This window comes from Flavimobilis marinus (genome assembly GCF_900113055.1).
GTDB classification, from domain to species: domain Bacteria; phylum Actinomycetota; class Actinomycetes; order Actinomycetales; family Cellulomonadaceae; genus Flavimobilis; species Flavimobilis marinus.
The window spans coordinates 265,692-283,012 of record NZ_FONZ01000001.1 but is presented as its reverse complement, the minus strand read 5'-3'; the positions used below and the strand labels follow the sequence as shown (position 1 = coordinate 283,012).

Annotated in this window: 22 protein-coding genes and 1 pseudogene; 10 read left to right on the top strand and 13 right to left on the bottom strand. The window is 71.4% G+C overall.

Going from position 1 to position 17,321, the window contains the following annotated elements; genetic code table 11:
- Nucleotides 1-34: 34 nt before the first annotated feature.
- Nucleotides 35-1,123 (bottom strand): DUF3048 domain-containing protein, encoded by a 1,089-nt coding sequence (locus BMZ30_RS01320; protein WP_229828344.1) that lies wholly within the window; start codon nt 1,121-1,123, stop codon nt 35-37.
- Nucleotides 1,124-1,212: 89 nt separating this feature from the next.
- On the opposite strand from BMZ30_RS01320, the gene BMZ30_RS01315 reads away from it, so the two are divergent.
- Nucleotides 1,213-2,373 (top strand): AMP-binding protein, encoded by a 1,161-nt coding sequence (locus BMZ30_RS01315; protein ID WP_093374355.1) that lies wholly within the window; start codon nt 1,213-1,215, stop codon nt 2,371-2,373.
- Entirely contained in the window at nt 2,373-3,242 is an 870-nt protein-coding gene (locus BMZ30_RS01310; RefSeq protein ID WP_093374353.1) for a 1,4-dihydroxy-2-naphthoate polyprenyltransferase, read from the top strand. The genes BMZ30_RS01315 and BMZ30_RS01310 overlap by 1 nt, the downstream gene beginning before the upstream one ends.
- Before the next feature lie 70 nt (nt 3,243-3,312).
- On the opposite strand, the gene BMZ30_RS01305 is transcribed toward BMZ30_RS01310, so the two are convergent.
- Nucleotides 3,313-3,564 (bottom strand): DUF4229 domain-containing protein, encoded by a 252-nt coding sequence (locus BMZ30_RS01305; protein WP_093374351.1) that lies wholly within the window; start codon nt 3,562-3,564, stop codon nt 3,313-3,315.
- Nucleotides 3,565-3,596: 32 nt separating this feature from the next.
- On the opposite strand from BMZ30_RS01305, the gene BMZ30_RS01300 reads away from it, so the two are divergent.
- Complete coding sequence (locus tag BMZ30_RS01300; RefSeq protein WP_093374349.1) at nt 3,597-4,073, top strand: PLD nuclease N-terminal domain-containing protein; 477 nt, start codon at nt 3,597-3,599, stop codon at nt 4,071-4,073.
- Between the two features lie 155 nt (nt 4,074-4,228).
- On the opposite strand, the gene ccsB is transcribed toward BMZ30_RS01300, so the two are convergent.
- The 6 genes from ccsB to BMZ30_RS01270 form a co-directional block, all read right to left on the bottom strand.
- Nucleotides 4,229-5,218, bottom strand: a complete 990-nt coding sequence (gene ccsB / locus BMZ30_RS01295) for a c-type cytochrome biogenesis protein CcsB (RefSeq protein WP_093374347.1) — start codon at nt 5,216-5,218, stop codon at nt 4,229-4,231.
- A complete protein-coding gene (gene resB, locus BMZ30_RS01290) occupies nt 5,205-6,983 on the bottom strand; it encodes a cytochrome c biogenesis protein ResB (protein ID WP_093374345.1) in 1,779 nt (592 codons plus the stop codon). Before resB ends, ccsB begins: the two co-directional genes overlap by 14 nt.
- Nucleotides 6,980-7,846, bottom strand: a complete 867-nt coding sequence (locus tag BMZ30_RS01285; RefSeq protein ID WP_373296814.1) for a cytochrome c biogenesis CcdA family protein — start codon at nt 7,844-7,846, stop codon at nt 6,980-6,982. The genes resB and BMZ30_RS01285 overlap by 4 nt, the downstream gene beginning before the upstream one ends.
- Complete coding sequence (locus BMZ30_RS01280; protein ID WP_229828346.1) at nt 7,839-8,447, bottom strand: TlpA family protein disulfide reductase; 609 nt, start codon at nt 8,445-8,447, stop codon at nt 7,839-7,841. The genes BMZ30_RS01285 and BMZ30_RS01280 overlap by 8 nt, the downstream gene beginning before the upstream one ends.
- 1 nt (nt 8,448) lies before the next feature.
- Nucleotides 8,449-9,093: a histidine phosphatase family protein gene (locus tag BMZ30_RS01275; protein WP_093374343.1), complete on the bottom strand. Its 645-nt coding sequence runs from the start codon at nt 9,091-9,093 to the stop codon at nt 8,449-8,451.
- A 67-nt stretch (nt 9,094-9,160) separates the two neighbouring features.
- Nucleotides 9,161-9,682, bottom strand: a complete 522-nt coding sequence (locus BMZ30_RS01270; RefSeq protein ID WP_093374341.1) for a MarR family winged helix-turn-helix transcriptional regulator — start codon at nt 9,680-9,682, stop codon at nt 9,161-9,163.
- A 159-nt stretch (nt 9,683-9,841) separates the two neighbouring features.
- Between BMZ30_RS01270 and BMZ30_RS01265 the strand changes: the two genes are divergently transcribed.
- Nucleotides 9,842-10,387, top strand: a complete 546-nt coding sequence (locus BMZ30_RS01265) for a YceI family protein (protein WP_093374339.1) — start codon at nt 9,842-9,844, stop codon at nt 10,385-10,387.
- A gap of 92 nt (nt 10,388-10,479) precedes the next feature.
- On the opposite strand, the gene BMZ30_RS01260 is transcribed toward BMZ30_RS01265, so the two are convergent.
- Complete coding sequence (locus tag BMZ30_RS01260) at nt 10,480-10,761, bottom strand: glutaredoxin family protein (RefSeq protein ID WP_093374337.1); 282 nt, start codon at nt 10,759-10,761, stop codon at nt 10,480-10,482.
- 36 nt (nt 10,762-10,797) lie between these two features.
- Between BMZ30_RS01260 and BMZ30_RS01255 the strand changes: the two genes are divergently transcribed.
- Nucleotides 10,798-11,703, top strand: a complete 906-nt coding sequence (locus BMZ30_RS01255; RefSeq protein WP_093374335.1) for an HAD family hydrolase — start codon at nt 10,798-10,800, stop codon at nt 11,701-11,703.
- A gap of 36 nt (nt 11,704-11,739) precedes the next feature.
- On the opposite strand, the gene BMZ30_RS13880 is transcribed toward BMZ30_RS01255, so the two are convergent.
- Together BMZ30_RS13880 and BMZ30_RS13975 are read right to left on the bottom strand one after the other, a co-directional pair.
- Nucleotides 11,740-12,093 carry a hypothetical protein gene (locus BMZ30_RS13880; RefSeq protein WP_229828347.1) on the bottom strand — a complete coding sequence of 118 codons (354 nt, stop codon included), beginning with the start codon at nt 12,091-12,093 and terminating at the stop codon, nt 11,740-11,742.
- Nucleotides 12,094-12,385: 292 nt separating this feature from the next.
- Nucleotides 12,386-12,505 (bottom strand): annotated as a pseudogene (locus tag BMZ30_RS13975) (beta-L-arabinofuranosidase domain-containing protein); the annotation flags it as partial.
- A gap of 111 nt (nt 12,506-12,616) precedes the next feature.
- Here BMZ30_RS13975 and BMZ30_RS01245 point away from each other — a divergent pair.
- From BMZ30_RS01245 to BMZ30_RS01225, 5 genes are read left to right on the top strand one after another with little or no spacing between them, the layout of a single operon-like run.
- On the top strand, nt 12,617-12,952 hold the full coding sequence (locus BMZ30_RS01245) for an ArsR/SmtB family transcription factor (protein WP_093374331.1): 336 nt from the start codon (nt 12,617-12,619) through the stop codon (nt 12,950-12,952).
- Nucleotides 12,945-13,379 carry an SRPBCC family protein gene (locus BMZ30_RS01240; RefSeq protein WP_093374329.1) on the top strand — a complete coding sequence of 145 codons (435 nt, stop codon included), beginning with the start codon at nt 12,945-12,947 and terminating at the stop codon, nt 13,377-13,379. Before BMZ30_RS01245 ends, BMZ30_RS01240 begins: the two co-directional genes overlap by 8 nt.
- Nucleotides 13,380-13,420: 41 nt before the next feature.
- A complete protein-coding gene (locus BMZ30_RS01235; protein ID WP_093374327.1) occupies nt 13,421-13,780 on the top strand; it encodes a nuclear transport factor 2 family protein in 360 nt (119 codons plus the stop codon).
- Nucleotides 13,781-13,794: 14 nt separating this feature from the next.
- Complete coding sequence (locus BMZ30_RS01230) at nt 13,795-14,142, top strand: TfoX/Sxy family protein (protein WP_093374325.1); 348 nt, start codon at nt 13,795-13,797, stop codon at nt 14,140-14,142.
- The gene (locus BMZ30_RS01225) at nt 14,139-14,762 is read left to right on the top strand and encodes a DUF2461 domain-containing protein (RefSeq protein WP_093374323.1); all 624 of its coding nucleotides are present in this window, start codon (nt 14,139-14,141) and stop codon (nt 14,760-14,762) included. Before BMZ30_RS01230 ends, BMZ30_RS01225 begins: the two co-directional genes overlap by 4 nt.
- Here the strand turns inward: BMZ30_RS01225 and BMZ30_RS01220 are convergent.
- Nucleotides 14,648-15,760: an arabinan endo-1,5-alpha-L-arabinosidase gene (locus BMZ30_RS01220; protein ID WP_093374321.1), complete on the bottom strand. Its 1,113-nt coding sequence runs from the start codon at nt 15,758-15,760 to the stop codon at nt 14,648-14,650. The genes BMZ30_RS01225 and BMZ30_RS01220 overlap by 115 nt on opposite strands.
- The gene (gene arfA, locus BMZ30_RS01215) at nt 15,760-17,265 is read right to left on the bottom strand and encodes an arabinosylfuranosidase ArfA (protein WP_093374319.1); all 1,506 of its coding nucleotides are present in this window, start codon (nt 17,263-17,265) and stop codon (nt 15,760-15,762) included. The genes BMZ30_RS01220 and arfA overlap by 1 nt, the downstream gene beginning before the upstream one ends.
- Nucleotides 17,266-17,321: the final 56 nt, after the last annotated feature.

Below are 17,321 nucleotides of genomic sequence, written 5' to 3'. Positions count from 1 at the left end.
CTGTGCTCCAGCGAAGAGATCCGGCGAGAGTGGGTCAGTCGACCGAGTAGGAGCCCGACTGGCTCGGGACAAGCTCGACCCAGGTGTTGCCCGGGGCGAGCGTGAGCGGCTCGCCGTCGACGGTCTCGAGCCGCATCGGCTTGGCGCTGCCGCCCTTGGCCCAGCGCGCCTCGATCGTCTTGCCGCCGGTCGCGACCAGAGCCTTGCCCCGCTCACCGGCCAGCTTGTAGTCCGGCACCATGGCGCCACCCTGCGCGTCCATCCCGGAGTCGACCTGCTTCGCCTCGATCACCACGACGTTCGTCGCCTTGAGCTGCTTGCCCGCCGCCGAGGAGTGCTTGGCGCCGTTCTCGAACCGGAGCCACGCGTCGTGATCGGCGCTCCACGTCCAGCTCGGGCGGGCCGCGGCGGACATCCGCAGCGACACCGAGCCGGTCTCGGCGCCGTCGGTCACCGCCGTGGCCTCGTCCAGAGAGCCCGCGAACGCGAACTGCTCGGCAGGAGCACCGAGGCCGTCCTTCGCCTCCTTGAGGAAGGTGTCGACCGACGCGTAGACGTTGTGGGGAGCCGCACGGGTGCGCACCCGGTACATGCCGCCGTCACCAGCGTCGTTCGAGATCAGCTGCAGGTGCTCGGACCGCCCCAGGCGCGTCACCATGCGACTCTGCGCACCGGAGAACGCGAAGAGGCCGTCGAGCGGCTCGACGATCGCGATGTCCATGGGCCGCGCGGAGCGGACGGGACCGATCTCGTCCGGTGTCTTCGAGTGGAAGACGGCGATGAAGCGCGAGACCTCGAACTCGACGATGGTCTCCCAGACGACGTCGGCGTCCTCGAGCCCTGACTGCGGACGGGCCGCGGAGGTGTTCTCGATCTTGACGGCGACGGCCGGCCGGTCGGCGACCTCGGCCTCGACGCCGGTCAGCGGCCAGGTGGTCGGCAGGACGGGCTCCGGCACGGCCGTCTTGTCGGGCTCGACCGTGGCGTCCGTGGTGACCGTCGGCGTCGTCGGGGCCGGCGTCACCTCCTCGTCCCCGGTGCACGCCGTGAGGGTCAGCACGCTCGCGAGGATCATCGCGACGGCGGCCTGGCGCGACCTCGCGGTGGCGGTCTTCTTCTGCACACTTGCTCCCACTGTTGTGAGGCCGCGGGCGCGCGTCCTCATCGTCGTCTTCGTCCGCACCAGGGTACGGCCCGATCTAGGCTGGTGCGGTGCCCCGCTCGTTGCTCGATCTCGCCGCCACCCGGCTCGCGGACGCCGACCTCGTCCGCGTGGTCGCCCAGGCGCTGGACGGCACCGGCCCTGCCCTGCTCGCGCAGGACCCGGGCGCTCGTATCCCGGACGACGTCCCCGACGACGTCGCTGCGGTCGTGACGACGTCCGGGTCCACGGGTATACCTCGGCGAGTCTGGCTCGGCTCGGAGGCCCTGTTCGCCTCGATCACCGCGACGGCGGCGCGCCTCGGCGGGCCCGGCCGCTGGCTGCTCGCCCTGCCCCTCACGCACGTCGCCGGCCTCCAGGTGCTGGCCCGCGCCGCCGTGGCCGGCCATGCGCCGGTCGTCCTCCCGCCGGGGCCGTTCCGCCCCCGCGCCTTTGCCGCCGCGACCGCCACCCTGCCGGCCGGACGTCGGTACACGTCCCTCGTGCCGACCCAGCTGCACCGCCTGCTCGACGACGCCGACCGGGACGTGCTCGCCGCTGCGCTCTCGTTCGACGCGATCCTCGTCGGCGGGGCGGCCCTCAGCCCCGCTCTCGCCGCGCGCGCCGCGGACGCCGGGCTGAAGATCGTGACGACCTACGGCATGTCGGAGACCTGCGGCGGCTGCGTGTACGACGGCGTCCCGCTCGACGGGGTGCGCCTCGCGCTCGACGACGCCGGTCACGTCCTGATCGCCGGGCCCGTCCTGGCCCACGGGTACGACGACCCCGCCGCCACCGCCGACGCCTTTCTCACCGTGGCCGGGGTGCGGCACCTGCGCACCCAGGACCTCGGCGTCCTCGACGAGGGCCCACCGCAGCACCTCGACGTGCTGGGCCGGGCCGACGACGTCGTGCTCACCGGAGGCGTCAACGTCCCGGTCGCGCCCGTCGAGGCCGCGCTCGCCGGCTGGGGCGGCCTCGGCGAGGTCTGCGTCGTCGGCGTGCCCGACGACGCGTGGGGTCAGCGCGTCGTCGCGGTCGCCACCGTCACGGGGCACGCGCCCACGCTCGACGCCGTGCGCGCCCGGGTGCGCGACGTCGTCGGCGCTGTGTCAGCGCCGCGTAGCCTCGTGATCGTCGACGCGCTCCCCCTGCGGGGGCCTGGCAAGGTGGACCGGCGGGCGACCGCCGACCTCGCCCGCACCGCCCCTGACCCGAGACCGGAGAACTGATGGCCACCACCGCCCAGTGGATCGCTGGCGCCCGTCCCCGCACCCTGCCCGCCGCTGCCGCCCCCGTGCTCGTCGGGTCCGGCGCCGCGGCCGAGCTCGGCGCTTTCGACCTCCTCGCTGCGCTCCTCGCCCTGGGCGTCGCGCTCGCGCTGCAGGTCGGGGTCAACTACGCCAACGACTACTCCGACGGCGTGCGCGGCACGGACGACGCCCGCGTCGGTCCCTTGCGGCTGACCGGGTCGCGGGCCGCGCTGCCCGGTCAGGTCAAGCGCGCCGCGGTGCTCAGCCTCGGCATCGGCGCCGTGCTCGGGCTCGCGCTCGTCTGGCGCAGCGGGCACTGGTGGCTGATCGCCGTCGGCGCCGCCGCGATCGCCGCGGCCTGGTTCTACACCGGGGGCAAGAACCCGTACGGCTACCGCGGGCTCGGTGAGGTCTTCGTGTTCGTGTTCTTCGGGCTCGTCGCTGTGCTCGGCACCACCTACACGCAGGCCCACACGGTCTCCTGGGCCGCTGGTGCTGGCGCGGTGGCGATCGGGCTGATCGCCTGCGCGATCCTCATGGTCAACAACATCCGGGACATCCCGACGGACTTCACTGCGGGCAAGCGCACCCTCGCCGTGCGCCTCGGCGACCGGCGGGCACGGCGCTGGTACGTCGCCATGATCTGGGGGGCGGTCGTGCTCGGCCTCGCCTGCGCCCTCGCGAACCCCTGGGCTCTTGTCGTGCTCGTCCTCACGGTCCCGGCCGGACTGCTGTCGCTCGCGGTCCTCGCGGGCGCGCGGGGCCGGCTGCTCGTGCCCGTGCTCGGCGGCACGGGCATGTTCGAGCTCGCGTTCGGGATCCTGCTGGGCCTCGGGCTCGCGATCTGACTCACTGGTCCGTTTGGGCTGCGGCCCGGCAGGTTCCCGGCTGGTCCGGGCCGGGCTGCGGCCCGGCAGCTCAGGACGCGTCGTCCTCGGCGGCGGCGTCGGCATCCGCGGTGCTGGGGCGCCGCGTGCGCCGCGCGGCCCGATGCTCGAGGAACACCGCGGCGGCGTCGCGCTGCTTCGCGAGCGCCAGGTAGGAGACGGCCGCCGCGATGATCGCCGCGACCAGGACGACGAGCCAGCCGCCCATCCCGACGAGGTAGAGCACGCCGACGGTGACGATGAAGATCGCCAGGCGGAGGAGGGAGTAGATCACGAGCGGCACCCGTCCACTGTATTCGACCTAGAGTGGATGCCATGCTCCGCATCCTCCTCACGCTCGCCGTCATCGCGCTGATCGTCTACGCCGCCACGGACTGCGCAGGATCGACCGACGACGAACGACGCGGCGTGCCCAAGCCGCTCTGGATGCTGATCATCATCGTGCTCCCGGTGTTCGGCGCCGTCGCCTGGCTCATCCAGCGGTACTCCGGCCGCAAGAACCGTCCCCGCCCTGCCCGGAGCCCGCGCCCACCCGTCGCTCCCGACGACGACCCTGACTTCCTGTGGCGCCTCGAGCAAGAGCGTCGCCGGCGGCAGGCCGGGGGCGCGACCGGCTCGGCTGCCCGCGAGCCGGACGACACGACGCCGCACGCCGGTGGCCCCGGCGGCAGCTCGGGGACCACCGGTGGCGCCTCCGGGCCCACGGGTGACGCTTCGGGGCCCGCGGGTGCGAGCGACGACCCCACGGACGACGCGACCGACAACGGCAAGGGCACCGGCTCCCACCCGTGACCCGGGCGTCCATTCGCCGCGCAGGAATGTGCACTCGATGCTGCTCTCCGCGGCAGGGACTGCGCATTCTCAGGCCGAGACGCAAGAATGGGCGCCGTCCGTCGTCTTCCACGACGGATGGCGCCCATTCTTCAGGCCTGACGGTCTGACGGCGGTCAGATGCCCGAGTACGCGTGCTTGCCGCTGAACAGCAGATTGACGCCCGTGAAGTTGAACAGCACGCACGCGAAGCCCACCACCACGAACCACGCGGCGCGGCGACCGGCCCAGCCGCGAGTGGTGCGCGCGTGCAGGTAGGCCGCGTAGACGACCCAGACGACGAACGACCAGACCTCCTTGGGGTCCCAGCCCCAGTACCGGCCCCACGCGTTCTCGGCCCAGATCGAGCCGCCGATCAGCGTGAAGGTCCACAGCACGAAGGCGAACGCGTTGATGCGGAAGCTCAGCGCCTCGAGGGCGTTGGGCGTCGGGACGGTGTCGAGCCACGCCCACTGCCGCGGCCGGCCCAGGACGCGCGCGAGCGGTCCGGTGGCCTGGCCGTTGAGCAGCGGTGAACCAGAGTCCCGTGAGTCCTTGAGCAGCTGCACGACGCTCACGGCGAACGCGACCGCGAACACGCCCGTCGCGCCGACGGCGACGCCGACGTGGATGACCAGCCAGTAGCTCTGCAGCGCCGGCTCGACGCCGGCCGCCTCGACGTGGAAGGCGTTCAGCGCGACCATCAGCGCCGAGACGCTCAGGCCCGTGACGACGACGCCGACGAACCGGAAGTCCCGCCGCAGCTGCACCACGAGGAACACGCCCATCGCGATCAGCGCGCCCACGAGCGTGAACTCGTACATGTTGGCCCACGGCGCACGCCCGGCGGCGATTCCCCGCGCGACCACGGCCGCGAGGTGGAGGGCGAGCCCGAGCCACGACGTGGACAGCGCGATGCCGACGACGTTGCGGCGGGGCTCGACGTGCCCGAGGGCCGGGGCGACCGTCGCCTCCGCGGGCGCGCCTGCCCCGACGAGCGCGCGCTCCTTCTGCTCGAGCGATCGGCCCGACTGCCGGGCCATGTCGAGCGCGAACGCGATCATCGCGATCGTGTAGGAGGTCGCTGCCGCCCACACGAGGATGTCGCTGATGTCACCGAGTTCCATCGACCTGTCCTTCTTCCGAGCGGCCCGCGTGGGGGGCGCCGTCTACGTCGTCATGTGCTGTCGTGTGGTCCGCGTCCATGCCGTCCGCGTCGTCCGCATCGATGCCGTCCGCGTCTGCGTCCGCAGTCAGAGCCGGGTACCGGGCCGCGTCGAGCGCGGCGTCGACCTCCGCCTGCAGCCCGACGTCGTCGTGCCGCGCGAGACCCGCCACCTCGACCACTGTACGGCGGCCCGCCGGCCCGTCCTCGGTCCAGGCCCGCGCCCACACCCGGCGCCGCGGCGTGAAGAGCGACAGCGCGAGGCCACCGAGCGCGGTCAGGGAGAACACGAGGATCCACGCCAGTGCCGGGTCGTGGCGCAGGTCGAGCGCGACGAACCGCGGCAGGTCCGCGAGCTCGATCGTGCCCAGACCGTCCGGGAGCTCGACCGTCTCCCCGGGGGCGATCAGCAGCGTCACGGGACCGGCGTCGTCGACGCTCTGCGTCATGCCGGAGGTGTCGAGCTCGTACACGTTCTGGGGCACGCCGTCGTCGAGCCCCAGGTCCCCGCTCCACACGGTCAGGACGAGCAGCGGGTTGTACGGCTCAGGGTGGATCGACCGCACGCCGCCCTCCGCCGCCTGCGCCGTCGGGAGCAGGTAGCCGACCAGTCCGATCTGCTCGCCGGTCGAGACGTCGGGCACCTTGATGACCCCGCGGGAGGTGTAGACGCCGTCCTCCGGGATGAACGGCACGGTGCCGGCGAAGGCGACCTCGCCCGCGGCGTCCCGCACCGTTACCTGGGGGGCGTACCCGTTGCCCTGCAGGTAGACCTTGGCGCCGCCGACCTGCAGCGGGTGGTTGACCTTGATCGTCTCGGGCCGTGCCGGCTCCCCCGGCTCCGTGATGGTGACGAACGCCGTGAAGTCCTGGGCGCGGGCCTGCTCGTCGAGGCTGAACTGCGCCTCGAACTGGTCGAGCACCATGGTGAACGGGTGCAGCGAGTCGGCCTCGAAGAGGGTGCCCGAGGAGAAGGTGTCGTACCCGCTCACCGAGTTCGCGAAGCCGCGGCCCTGCGTGACGATCGCCTGCCCGCGGTACTCGAGCGCCTGGCCGATCCCGACGGCGACCAGCAGCCCGACCAGGGACAGGTGGAACACGATGTTGCCGGTCTCGCGCAGGTACCCGCGCTCCCCGGCGACCGTCTCGCGACCCCCGTCCTCGACGTCGCGCACCACCCGGAACGCGGGCAGCCCCAGCGTCCGACGACGCAGGTGGGCCGCGACGTCGTCGACCACCTGGGCGGGGGTGACGTCGGCGGCGTAGGCGCGGTTCGCCTGCGCGGGGAAGCGCGCGAAGCGGCGCGGGGTCCGCGGCGGGCGCGCCCGCAGCGCACCGAGGTGCGCCTGCAGGCGCGGCACGATGCACCCGATCAGGGAGACGAACAGCAGGAGGTAGATCGCGGAGAACCAGACCGAGGAGTACACGGTGAAGAGCCCAAGGCGGTCGAGCCACGGCCCCCACGTCGGGTTCTCGTCGAGGTACTGGGCGACGGCGGCGGGGTCCTGGTCGAGCTGGGGGAACGTCGAGCCGGGGACGGCCGCGACGGCCAGCAGCATGAGCAGCAGCAGGGCGACGCGCATCGAGGTCAGCTGGCGCCACGTCCAGCGCAGCCAGCCGCGCGCGCCGAGGGTCGGCAGGACGGGCCGCTGAGAATCACCGGTGAAGGCGTCGTCGATGCCCTCGGGTCGGTAGGAGCGCGCCTCGCGCTGGCCGTCGACGCTCACAGGACCGGCTCGAACCCGGCGATCAGCCCGGCGAGCGACTGGGTCCAGCTCGCCCAGAGGCCGGTCACGAGCGCGAGCCCGACGACGACGAGCATGCCGCCGCCCACGCGCATCACGGCGAGGCGGTGGCGCTTGAGGAACGCGAGCATCGTGCGCGACGACTCCAGGCCCAGGGCGATCAGCAGGAACGGCACCCCGAGACCGACGCAGTACACGACCGCGAGCACGGCCCCGCGGGCTGCGGTGCCCTGGTCGAGGGCGAGGGCGTTGATCGCGACGAGCGTGGGTCCCATGCAGGGGGTCCACCCGAGGCCGAACACGAAGCCGAGCAGCGGAGCGCCCCACAGCCCGGCGCGCGGAGCCATGTGCATGCGCTTCTCGCGCTGCAGCGGGCCCACCAGGCCGAGGAACGCCAGCCCCATCGCGATCACCACGACACCGAGGACGCGGGTGATCGTCTCCTGGCTGTCGCGGAGCATCCCGCCGACCGTCCCGAACAGCACGCCGTAGGTGACGAAGACGACCGTGAACCCGGCCACGAAGAGACCAACCCCGGCGAGCACGCGGCCGCGCCCGGGCGCGCGCTGGGCGGAGGTGCGGGGCACAAAGGTGCGGGGCTCGGTCCGGACGCCGCCTCCGGCACCGCCGCCGACGATCGAGCCGCGGCCCAGCGTCGTCGAGCCCGCGGCCATGCCCGAGACGTACCCGACGTAGCCGGGCACGAGGGGCAGGACGCACGGGGAGGCGAAGGACACGACGCCGGCGAGCAGCGCGAGCGGGATCGCCAGCAGCATGGAGCCGCTGAAGACCGTCGTGCCCGCGTCGGCGAGCACGACGGCACCGAGCGCCAGGGTCTCAGGCACCGCTGCCCGCCGCAGGCTCGGCTCGGACGTCGTCGATGATCGTCGTGATGGTCGACTCGTCAAGCGTCCCGAGCACCCGCGCGGCGACGCGGCCCTGCTTGTCGAGCACGACCGTCGTCGGCGTCGCCTGGACCGGGACGACGCCCTCGAGGGCGCTCGTGGCCTGGCCCGAGCGGTCGTCGATCGAGGGGTAGGGCACGTCGTAGGTGCGCTCGAAGGCCAGGGCGGCTCCGGCGTCGTCGGTGCGGTTGATGCCGAGGACGTGCACGCCGTCGGCCTCCCCCTGCGTCGCGATGTCGACCAGCAGGGGTGCCTCCGCGCGGCACGGCGGGCACGCCGCGAACCACGTGTTGAGCACGACGACGTCGCCGCGCCAGTCCGCGAGGTCGACCTCCGCGTCGTCGTACGTCGTGCCGCTGAGGTCGAGGGCCTCGCCGCGGTCGTCGGCGGGCCAGGTGCGCACGCTGCCGTCACCGGACTGGTAGCCCTGGTCGACGACGTCAACGGGCCCCTCCTGCGCGGTCGACGAGCAGCCGGCGAGCAGGACGAGCGCACCGACGACGGCGACGCCGCGGCGCAGGCGAGCAGGCACAGGGCTCACGTCAGGCTCCGGCAACCTTGTTCGCGCCGGGCAGGAGGTCGGCGACGGGCTCCTGGTAGTGCAGCCCGACGAAGCGGTCCCCGTCGAACCGCAGCGACGTCACCGACGCCAGCGAGCACTCGCGCTTGCGCGGGTCGTGCAGGAACCGGCGGTTCTCGTAGGACAGCCGGGTGATCCAGATGGGCAGCTGGTGCGAGACGAGCACGACCTCGCGGCCCTCGACGGACCGGCGGGCGTCGTCGATCGCCGCGCGCATGCGGGCGGCCTGCTCGACGTACGGCTCGCCCCAGGACGGGCGCCACGGGTTGATCAGGCGGGGCCAGTGCTGCGGGCGGCGCAGCGACCCGTCGCCGACGCCGAACGTCTTGCCCTCGAAGTAGTTGGAGGCCTCGATGAGGCGCTCGTCGGTGCCCAGCTCGAGCTCGAGCGCACCGGCGATCGGGGTGGCGGTCTCCTGCGCACGCTGCAGCGGCGAGGCGATCACGCGGGCGATGTCGTGGTCGCCCTCGGCGAAGAACGTCGCGACCCGCTGGGCCATGGTGTGGCCGAGCTCGGAGAGGTGGTAGCCGGGGATCCGTCCGTAGAGGACGCCGTCCGGGTTGTGGACCTCGCCGTGCCGCATCAGGTGAACAGTGGTCATGGCCATGGGACCAGTGTCCCAAACTTCCCTGGGTGTCCGGACCCTGCGCGGGCGGCCGACGGCGTCAGACGCGTCACGTCTCGTCGGCGCACCCGGCCGCCGCTGCCCGCGCGGCGTCGGAGATGCGGGACATCATTGCGCCGAGCTGGTCGAGCTCGGCGGGGTCGAGCACGTCGATCAGCACCTTGCGCACCGCGGCGACGTGCCCGGGAGCGGACTGGGAGAGCTCGTCGAAGCCGCGCTGGGTCATCACGCAGTTGACGCCGCGGCCGTCCTTGGCGCACGCGACGCGGCGGACGAGGCCGCGTGCTTCCATGCGGCGGACGGCGTGGGTGACGCGGCTGCGGGAGTGGGCGAGCTCGTCGGCGATCTCGGACATCCGCAGCGTCCAGTCCTCCGACTCGGACAGGCGGACGAGCACCTCGTACTCGCTGAGCGTGAGCTCGGTGTGCTGCTCGAGCTGGCGCGCGAGCGCCTCTGTGACGCGCGCACTACCGTCGATGTAGGCCCGCCACGCACCGTACTCGCGCTCGCTCAGCCACCGGGTCGGGGCGCCGTCGCGGGTCGCCCGCTCGGTCGTCGTGTCGCTCGTCATCGGTCCTCCTCGTCGCCGTGGGAGGTCCCACCACCTGACAAGTGTTGCCAACGGGACCGCCCTGTGCCTAATCTAGTGCAAGATTCAACTAAACGCTTCTCGACGCCGCGGCGCTCGAGAGACCAGCACACTCACGCACCGACGATCCAAGGAGACACCATGACTGCACTTCCCGAGGGCCTCGTCCCCGCCACCTACGAGATCGACCCGAGCCACAGCCAGGCCTCGTTCTCCGTCCGCCACGCCGGCATCTCCAAGGTCCGCGGCACCGTCCCGATCAACTCGGGCTCGATCGTCGTGGGCGAGGACGTCGAGTCCTCCACCGTGACCGCCGAGCTCGACGCGACCGGTATCTCCACGGGCGACGCCAACCGCGACGGTCACCTCCAGAGCGCCGACTTCTTCTCCACCGAGACCAACCCGACCTGGACCTTCACCACGACGTCGGTCAAGGCTGGCGAAGACTTCGCCGTCACCGGCGACCTGACCATCGCGGGCGTGACCAAGCCGGTCGAGCTCACGGTCGACTACACGGGCTCCGCCGTCGACGCGTTCGGCAACCCGCGCGCGGCCTTCGAGGGCACCACGACCATCTCCCGCAAGGAGTGGGGCATCACCTGGAACGCGGCCCTCGAGGCCGGCGGCGTCCTGGTGGGCGACAAGGTCACCATCTCGCTGGATATCTCGGCCATCAAGCAGGCCTGACCACACCGCACCACCCCGCACCACCCCACACCAGCGTTGAGTGCATGGTTTTGGCGGTCTCGGAGGCTCGAGACACCGCCAAGATCATGCACTCAACGTGGTTCTAGGGCTTTCGCCAGGCGGGCCGGGGGGATGCGCCAGAAGGCCTGCTGGACACCGTCGACCAGGAGGACCGGGACGTATTCCGAGAACTGCGCGAGCAGGGCCGGGTCGGCGTCGACGTCCGTCTCCCGCCACGCCACACCTCGCTCCCCGCAGACCGTCGCGACGACCTCGCGGGCGTCGTCGCACAGGTGGCAACCCGCCCGCACGAGCAGCACGACCCGCGCGTCGGCCGGACCCGCCGCCCCAGAGCTCTCGACCACCTCGTTCATGAGGCAACCTTAGGCAGGCTCGTTAGAGTGGACGCCATGGCGCCAGAGCAGAGCGGTACCGAGGAACACTCCCCCGAGGACCAGGCCGCCGAGCCCCAGCCGCTCGAGCCGGAGAAGATCCACCCGTCCGACATCCTGGCCAGCCCGGTCGAGCACGCGGGCATCCCGCCGGAGCGCATCGCCGCGTTCTTCGACGTCGACAACACGATCATCCGCGGCGCCAGCGCGTTCCACCTCGCGCGCGGGCTCTACAACCGCGGCTTCTTCTCCATCCGCGACCTCGTGATCGGCGCCTGGCACCAGTGGCGCTACGTCGTGTTCGGCGAGGACAAGGAGCAGATCAACTCGATCCGCCAGCGTGCGCTCAACATCATCAAGGGCCACACCGTCGCGGAGGTCACCGCGATCGGCGAAGAGGTCTACGACCAGGTGCTGTCGCTGCGGATCTTCCCCGGCACCCAGAAGATCCTCGACGCCCACCTCTCCGCGGGGCACCAGGTGTGGCTGATCACCGCCACGCCCATCGAGATCGGGGACCTGATCGCCCGCCGCCTGGGCGCGACCGGCTCGCTCGGCACGATCGCGGAGCACAAGGACGGCGTCTACACCGGCCGGATGGTCGGCGAGATGATGCACGGCGAGAGCAAGGCCGCCGGCGCCCTCGAGCTCGCCCAGCGCCTCGACCTCGACCTGGCGCACTCCTACGCGTACGGGGACTCCGAGAACGACATCCCGATCCTCAGCACGGTTGGCCACCCGTGCGCGATCAACCCCGAGGCGCGCCTGCGCCGGCACGCCAAGGACGTGGGCTGGCCCATCCGCGAGTTCCGCGGCAAGCGCCGGTTCGCCAAGAAGGGCGTCAAGACGGCCGGTGCCGCTGGGGCAGCCTGGGCGGTCGCGCAGGTGTTCCGGTCGCTGCGCCGCGCGATCTCCGGCCGCTGAACCGGCGCCACCCCCCAGCACGACGACGCGCGCCCGTCAGGCGACCGGCACCCACACCCGCATCGGCCCCGGCGCGCGGTTGCCCCAGTCGGCGTACGGCACGGCGGTGAGCTTCACAGGCGCGCGCCGCTCCGCGGGGGCCTGCGCCGGGTAAGGCTCGGCCACGTCGACGACGACGGCGCTCGCCTGGGTACGCACCGCAGGCAGGCCCGACGGCGCCAGGCCGGGCAGGACCTCGAACGCCGCGTCGGGCGCGACCCGCACGTCCTCGACCGAGTGCCCGACGACGTCGGCCTGCTCGACGCAGTAGACCAGCGGGCCCCGGGTGAGCGCGACGCAGCCGCGGACGGCGTCGGCGCGCGGGTGGGCGTGGCGGGCGACGACGTCCATGGGGCAGCGTGATCGTGACGCCGCCCGCGAGCGCTGCGTCGTCGAAGCGGCGGAAGCCGTCGTCGTCGGCCTCGACGCCCTCGGCCCAGCCGGGGACCCGGACGGCGACGGTCGCGCCGGAGCGCAGCGTGCCCGCGAGGCGGAGCGCGAGCGCGCCCTCGGCCGGGTACGCCGTCTGGATCGACAGCGTGCCCGAGCCCAGGTGAGCCGGGACGTCGATCTCCCCGGCTGCGAGCAGGTGCACGGCGAGCTCGTCGGCGCTCGCCGTGGCGACGTACGTGTCCAGCGACGCGACCAGGCGCGCGATGTTCGGCGGACAGCACGCGCAGTGGTACCAGGGGGTACGGCGCGACGGCGCGTTCTCCTCCTCGCGGTGGCCCGCGCGCAGGTGCAGCGGGTTGGAGTAGCGCATCTCTGGGTTGTGACGCACGTTGGCCCCAAGTCATCTGCATCTCCAACAACAGTTATGAGTACAAATGGTTGTTTGTGATAACGTGGGGTTGTTCGAGCGAGGAGAGCAGCGATGAGTGCTGAAGCCATAGTTGACCTTGACCTGGCCTTACGTGCGCTGGCGGATGGCAACCGGCGTGCGATCCTGCGGGTGATCCGTTCCGCTCCGCAGCCGGTGGGGATGATCGCGGAGGAAGTGGGGCTCTCGCAGCAGACGACTTCGCACCATCTCGGGGTACTCCGCAAGGCGGGGCTCACGGTCGGCACCCGCGAAGGCACCCGCCATTTGTTCGCGGTCGACACCGATGGGCTGGCGGCGGTGCGCTCGTACTTGGACGATTTCTGGCCGGGAAAACTGGCCGACCTCAAGACCGCCATCGAGTCGCGACAGGGGGACCCCCGTGGCTGAGTTCCAAGACTCCATCGACATCGAGGCTCCGCCGGAGACGGTGTTCGAGTATCTGACCACCAACGACGGCATGACGGCCTGGATGGGGCAGTACGCCGACCTCGACCCGACGCCCGGAGGCAAGTTCGCCGTCGACATAGCTGGACACCCCGTGCGGGGCGAGTACCTGCACGTCGAGCCCCCGAGCCGCGTGGTGATGAGTTGGGGTTTCGCAGGGAGTGAGGACCTGCCGGCGGGTGCGTCGAAGGTCGAGTTCCGGCTCACCCCGATCGGCGGCGGCACGCGAGTCGATCTGCACCATTCCGATCTGCCCGACTCCGAGGTGCGCGGTCACGCCGACGGGTGGGCGAACTTCCTGCCCCGTCTCGCCGTCGTCGGAGCCGGCGGAGACGCCGGGCCCGACGACTGGCAGCCACTCACGGACTGACCAACCCTGCCGCAAACGCGGCACTAACCAAGGAGAATCCCATGACCCAGGAAACCGCGTACGACACCGTGCAGAAGTATCACCGCGCATGGACGAGTGGCGACATCGACACGGCCATGAGCTACGTCGCCGACGACATCACCTGCCGAGCTCCCGGCGTCGACCTGGACGGCAAGGACGCCTACTGCGGGTTCATCGGCGGCTTCGCCCCGATGCTCACCGGCATCGGCGACATCGCCGAGTTCGTCGACGGAGACCGCGTGGCACTGTTCTACTACCCGCAGACCGCGACGACCTCCACCACTCCCGCGGCCGAGTTCTTCACCGTCAAGGACGCGAAGATCACCGAGAGCGTACTCATCTTCGACCGGCTCTCCTACGGCCCGCCCGAGCAGGCCTGAACCGGCGGCAGATCATGACTCCCGACCAGGCCGTCCTCGTCGAACGCGTCCGTGCCCTGATCGCTGACGAACCAGTGGTGCGCGAGGTCTCCATGTTCGGCGGCAGATCCGTGATGGTGAACGAGAAGATGATCGTCAGCGCCCTGAAAGACGGCGGCCTTCTCGTCCGAGTCGACGCCGACCAGCACGACGAACTCCTCGGCAGACCGGGGGCGGTGCAGGCGGAGATGGGCCCGAACCGCGACATGGGACCGGGATGGATCGAAGTCGCAGCCGACACGGCCAGCGACGACGAACAGCTGGCGTCCTGGATCGGGATCGCGATGGACTACAACCAGGCTGTGACCGGCGGGCATCAATGAGTACGTTCCAGGGCCTTCCGCCGGGTCTCTTCGAGTTCTTCACCGAGCTGCAGGCGGACAACTCGAAAGCGTTCTGGCAGGCGAACAAGGACCGCCACGAACACGACGTTCGCACACCGATGCGATCGCTGCTCGCCGAACTCTCCGACGAGTTCGGGCCGCTGCGCTTGTTCCGCCCGAACCGCGACATGCGGTTCTCCACGGACAAGTCGCCCTACAAGCTCTGGACTGGTGCGACCAGCGAAGCCCAGGCTGTCGGCGGCATCGGCTACTACCTCGAAATCTCTGCCAAGGGCGTCGTCACCGGGTACGGGGCTATGCTCCTGGCTCCGGATCAGCTGCGCCGGTACCGCGCCGCGATCGACGACGAGCGGAGCGGTGCGGAGTTCGAGGAACTGATCGATGTTCTCGCCGCACGGTCCCTCCCCGTTTCCCACGGGGCCGAGGATCCGCTCAAGACCGCACCGCGCGGATGCATCGGACATCGGGAGCTCCAGGTCAGGGGTCAGCCGGCGAGCTCGGCGAGCCGTTCGGCGGTGTGGGCGACGGGCCAGCCGTCGTCGGTCCAGTCGAGGACGCGCAGACCGAGCCGGAAGTCGCCGTCGAGCTCGGCGTCGTAGAAGTGGAAGGCGAGCACGGCGTCGCCGTCGGGCGTCGTGGCGACCGACTGGCCGCCGGGGCCGATCATCGCGCGGTCGTCGAACAGCAGCGACGTGCCACCGCCCTCGAGCAGGGCAGTGCCCTCGGCGTCGACGTAGGGGCCGACGACGTCGCGGGAGCGACCCACGGCGATGTTGTAGGTGCTGCCCGTGCCCTTGCAGCACGCGTCGCGCGAGTGGAACAGGTAGTACCAGCCCTCACGTTCGAGGACGTAGGCCGCCTCGATCGCGTTGGGGTCGGTGCCACGGTCGGCGATCGGCACCGGGTCGAAACGCGGACCGGGATCGGCGGGGTCGGCCGGGTCGTAGCCGACGACCTTCCCGTCGGGCCACGCGAGCTCGAGCACGAACAGCCCGTCCCAGAACGACCCGAAGGCCATCCAGGGGGTGCCGTCGGCGTCCGTGATGATCGCGGGGTCGATCGCGTTGTACGGCGAGCTCGCCTCGGAGCGCCACACCTCGCCCTGGTCGACCCAGCCGTACGCGGGATCGTCGGGGTCGAGCGTGGGGCTCGTGAACAGCCCGATCACCGAGGTGTTCGAGCCGAAGGTCGACCCCGACCAGTACAGGTAGTACGTGCCCTCGTGCTCGTAGACCTCGGGGGCCCAGTAGTTGTCGAGCCCGACGACGATCTCCCGCACCCAGGACGGGTCGTCGGACGGCCCCCAGGCGGTGCCGAGCGACTCCCACGTGCGCCCCTGGTCGATGGATCGTCGCACCTCGGGGGCGCCGCGACCGACGGCCCCGTTGCCGGTCGAGTAGACGTACCAGACGTCGTCGGCCGTCTCGGGAGTGCCGACGTCGTCGATCACGAGGGACGGGTCGTGCGTGCGCACGGACCCGGTCGCCTCGATCACGGTGGCGCCGAGCGCGTCGGCGTCGGGTCCCGCGCCCGCGCTGCCGGTGCATGCCGACAGCGCGAGCGCGAGAAGAGCCGCGAGCGCGGCAGGGGTACGCATCAGCCGAGGCGCAGGACGTTCCAGGACACGCGGGGCAGCTCCGCGGTCAGGACGCCGTCGACGATCTTCACGGTGTCGTTCGGGACCGGGACGACGCGGGCGTCGTCGTCGGCCGTGGTGCGCCAGGTGAGGTCGTCGTGCGTGAGCTGCGTGGCCTCGACCAGGTCGAGGTCCCCGAGGGTCCGCAGGTCGATGCGCAGCTGGGCCGCCTCGTCCTGGTGGCGGTTGACGGCGAACACGGTGACGGCGCCGGTCTCGGGGTCGCGGGTGGCGACGGCGTCGATCGTGGAGACGTCGCCGTACTTCTTGGTCTCGTACGTCGGCGCGTCGATGCCGACCTGCAGGACGTCGCCAGCGGCGAACTTCGCGGCCTGCTCGAACGGGTAGTACGTCGTCTGCTTGTACGCCCGGCCGCCCGGCTCGGTCATGATCGGCGCGATCACGTTGACCAGCTGCGCGAGGCTCGCGGAGTGCACCCGGTCCGTGTGACGCAGCAGCGAGATCAGCAGGTTCCCGACGACGACGGCGTCGGCCACCGTGTAGTGGTCCTCGAGCAGCACGGGTGCCACGGGCCAGTCGTCGCCCTTGGGCGGGACCGACTCGGCGCGGTCCATGTACCAGACGTTCCACTCGTCGAACGAGATGTTGATGCGCTTGGTGTGCTTGCCGGCCGCACGCACGGCGTCGGCCGTGGCCGCGACGGACTCGATGAAGTGGTCCATGTTGGTGGCCGAGGCGAGGAACGAGCCGAGGTCGTCGTCCTTGTCCCAGTAGTACGCGTGCGCCGAGATCAGGTCGACGAACTCGTACGTCTCGGTCAGGACGGTGTGCTCCCAGGCGCCGAACGTGTCCATCTCCGCGCTCGAGGACCCGCACACGACGAGCTCGACGGTCGGGTCGATCATGCGCATGGCGCGGGCGGTCTCGGCGGCGAGGCGGCCGTACTCGTGGGCGGTCTTGTGCCCGATCTGCCAGGGGCCGTCCATCTCGTTGCCCAGGCACCACATCTTGATGCGGTAGGGCTCTTCGCGCCCGTTCTTGCGGCGCAGGTCGGAGAAGTGGGTGCCGCCGGGGACGTTGCAGTACTCGAGGAGGTCGAGCGCCTCCTGCACGCCGCGGGTGCCGAGGTTGATCGCCATCATGGGCTCGACGCCGGTCTTCTCGCACCAGCGCATGAACTCGTCCACGCCCACGAGGTTCGGGTCGGAGGAGTGCCACGCCAGGTCCAGGCGGACGGGCCGCTGGTCGCGCGGGCCGACGCCGTCCTCCCACCGGTACCCCGAGACGAAGTTGCCGCCCGGGTAGCGCACGGTCGACACACCCATCTGGCGCGTGAGCTCCATGACGTCGGGACGGAAGCCGTCCTCGTCGGCGTCAGGGTGCTCGGGGTCGTGGATGCCCGTGTACACGCACCGGCCCAGGTGCTCGACGAACGAGCCGAACGTGCGTCGGCGCACAGGGCCGACGACGAACGCGGGGTCGAGGGACAGGGTGGCGTCGATCATGGGGTCCTCCTCGTTGGGGACGGTGGGCGCACGCAGCGGGGGCCTGCGCGGAACTT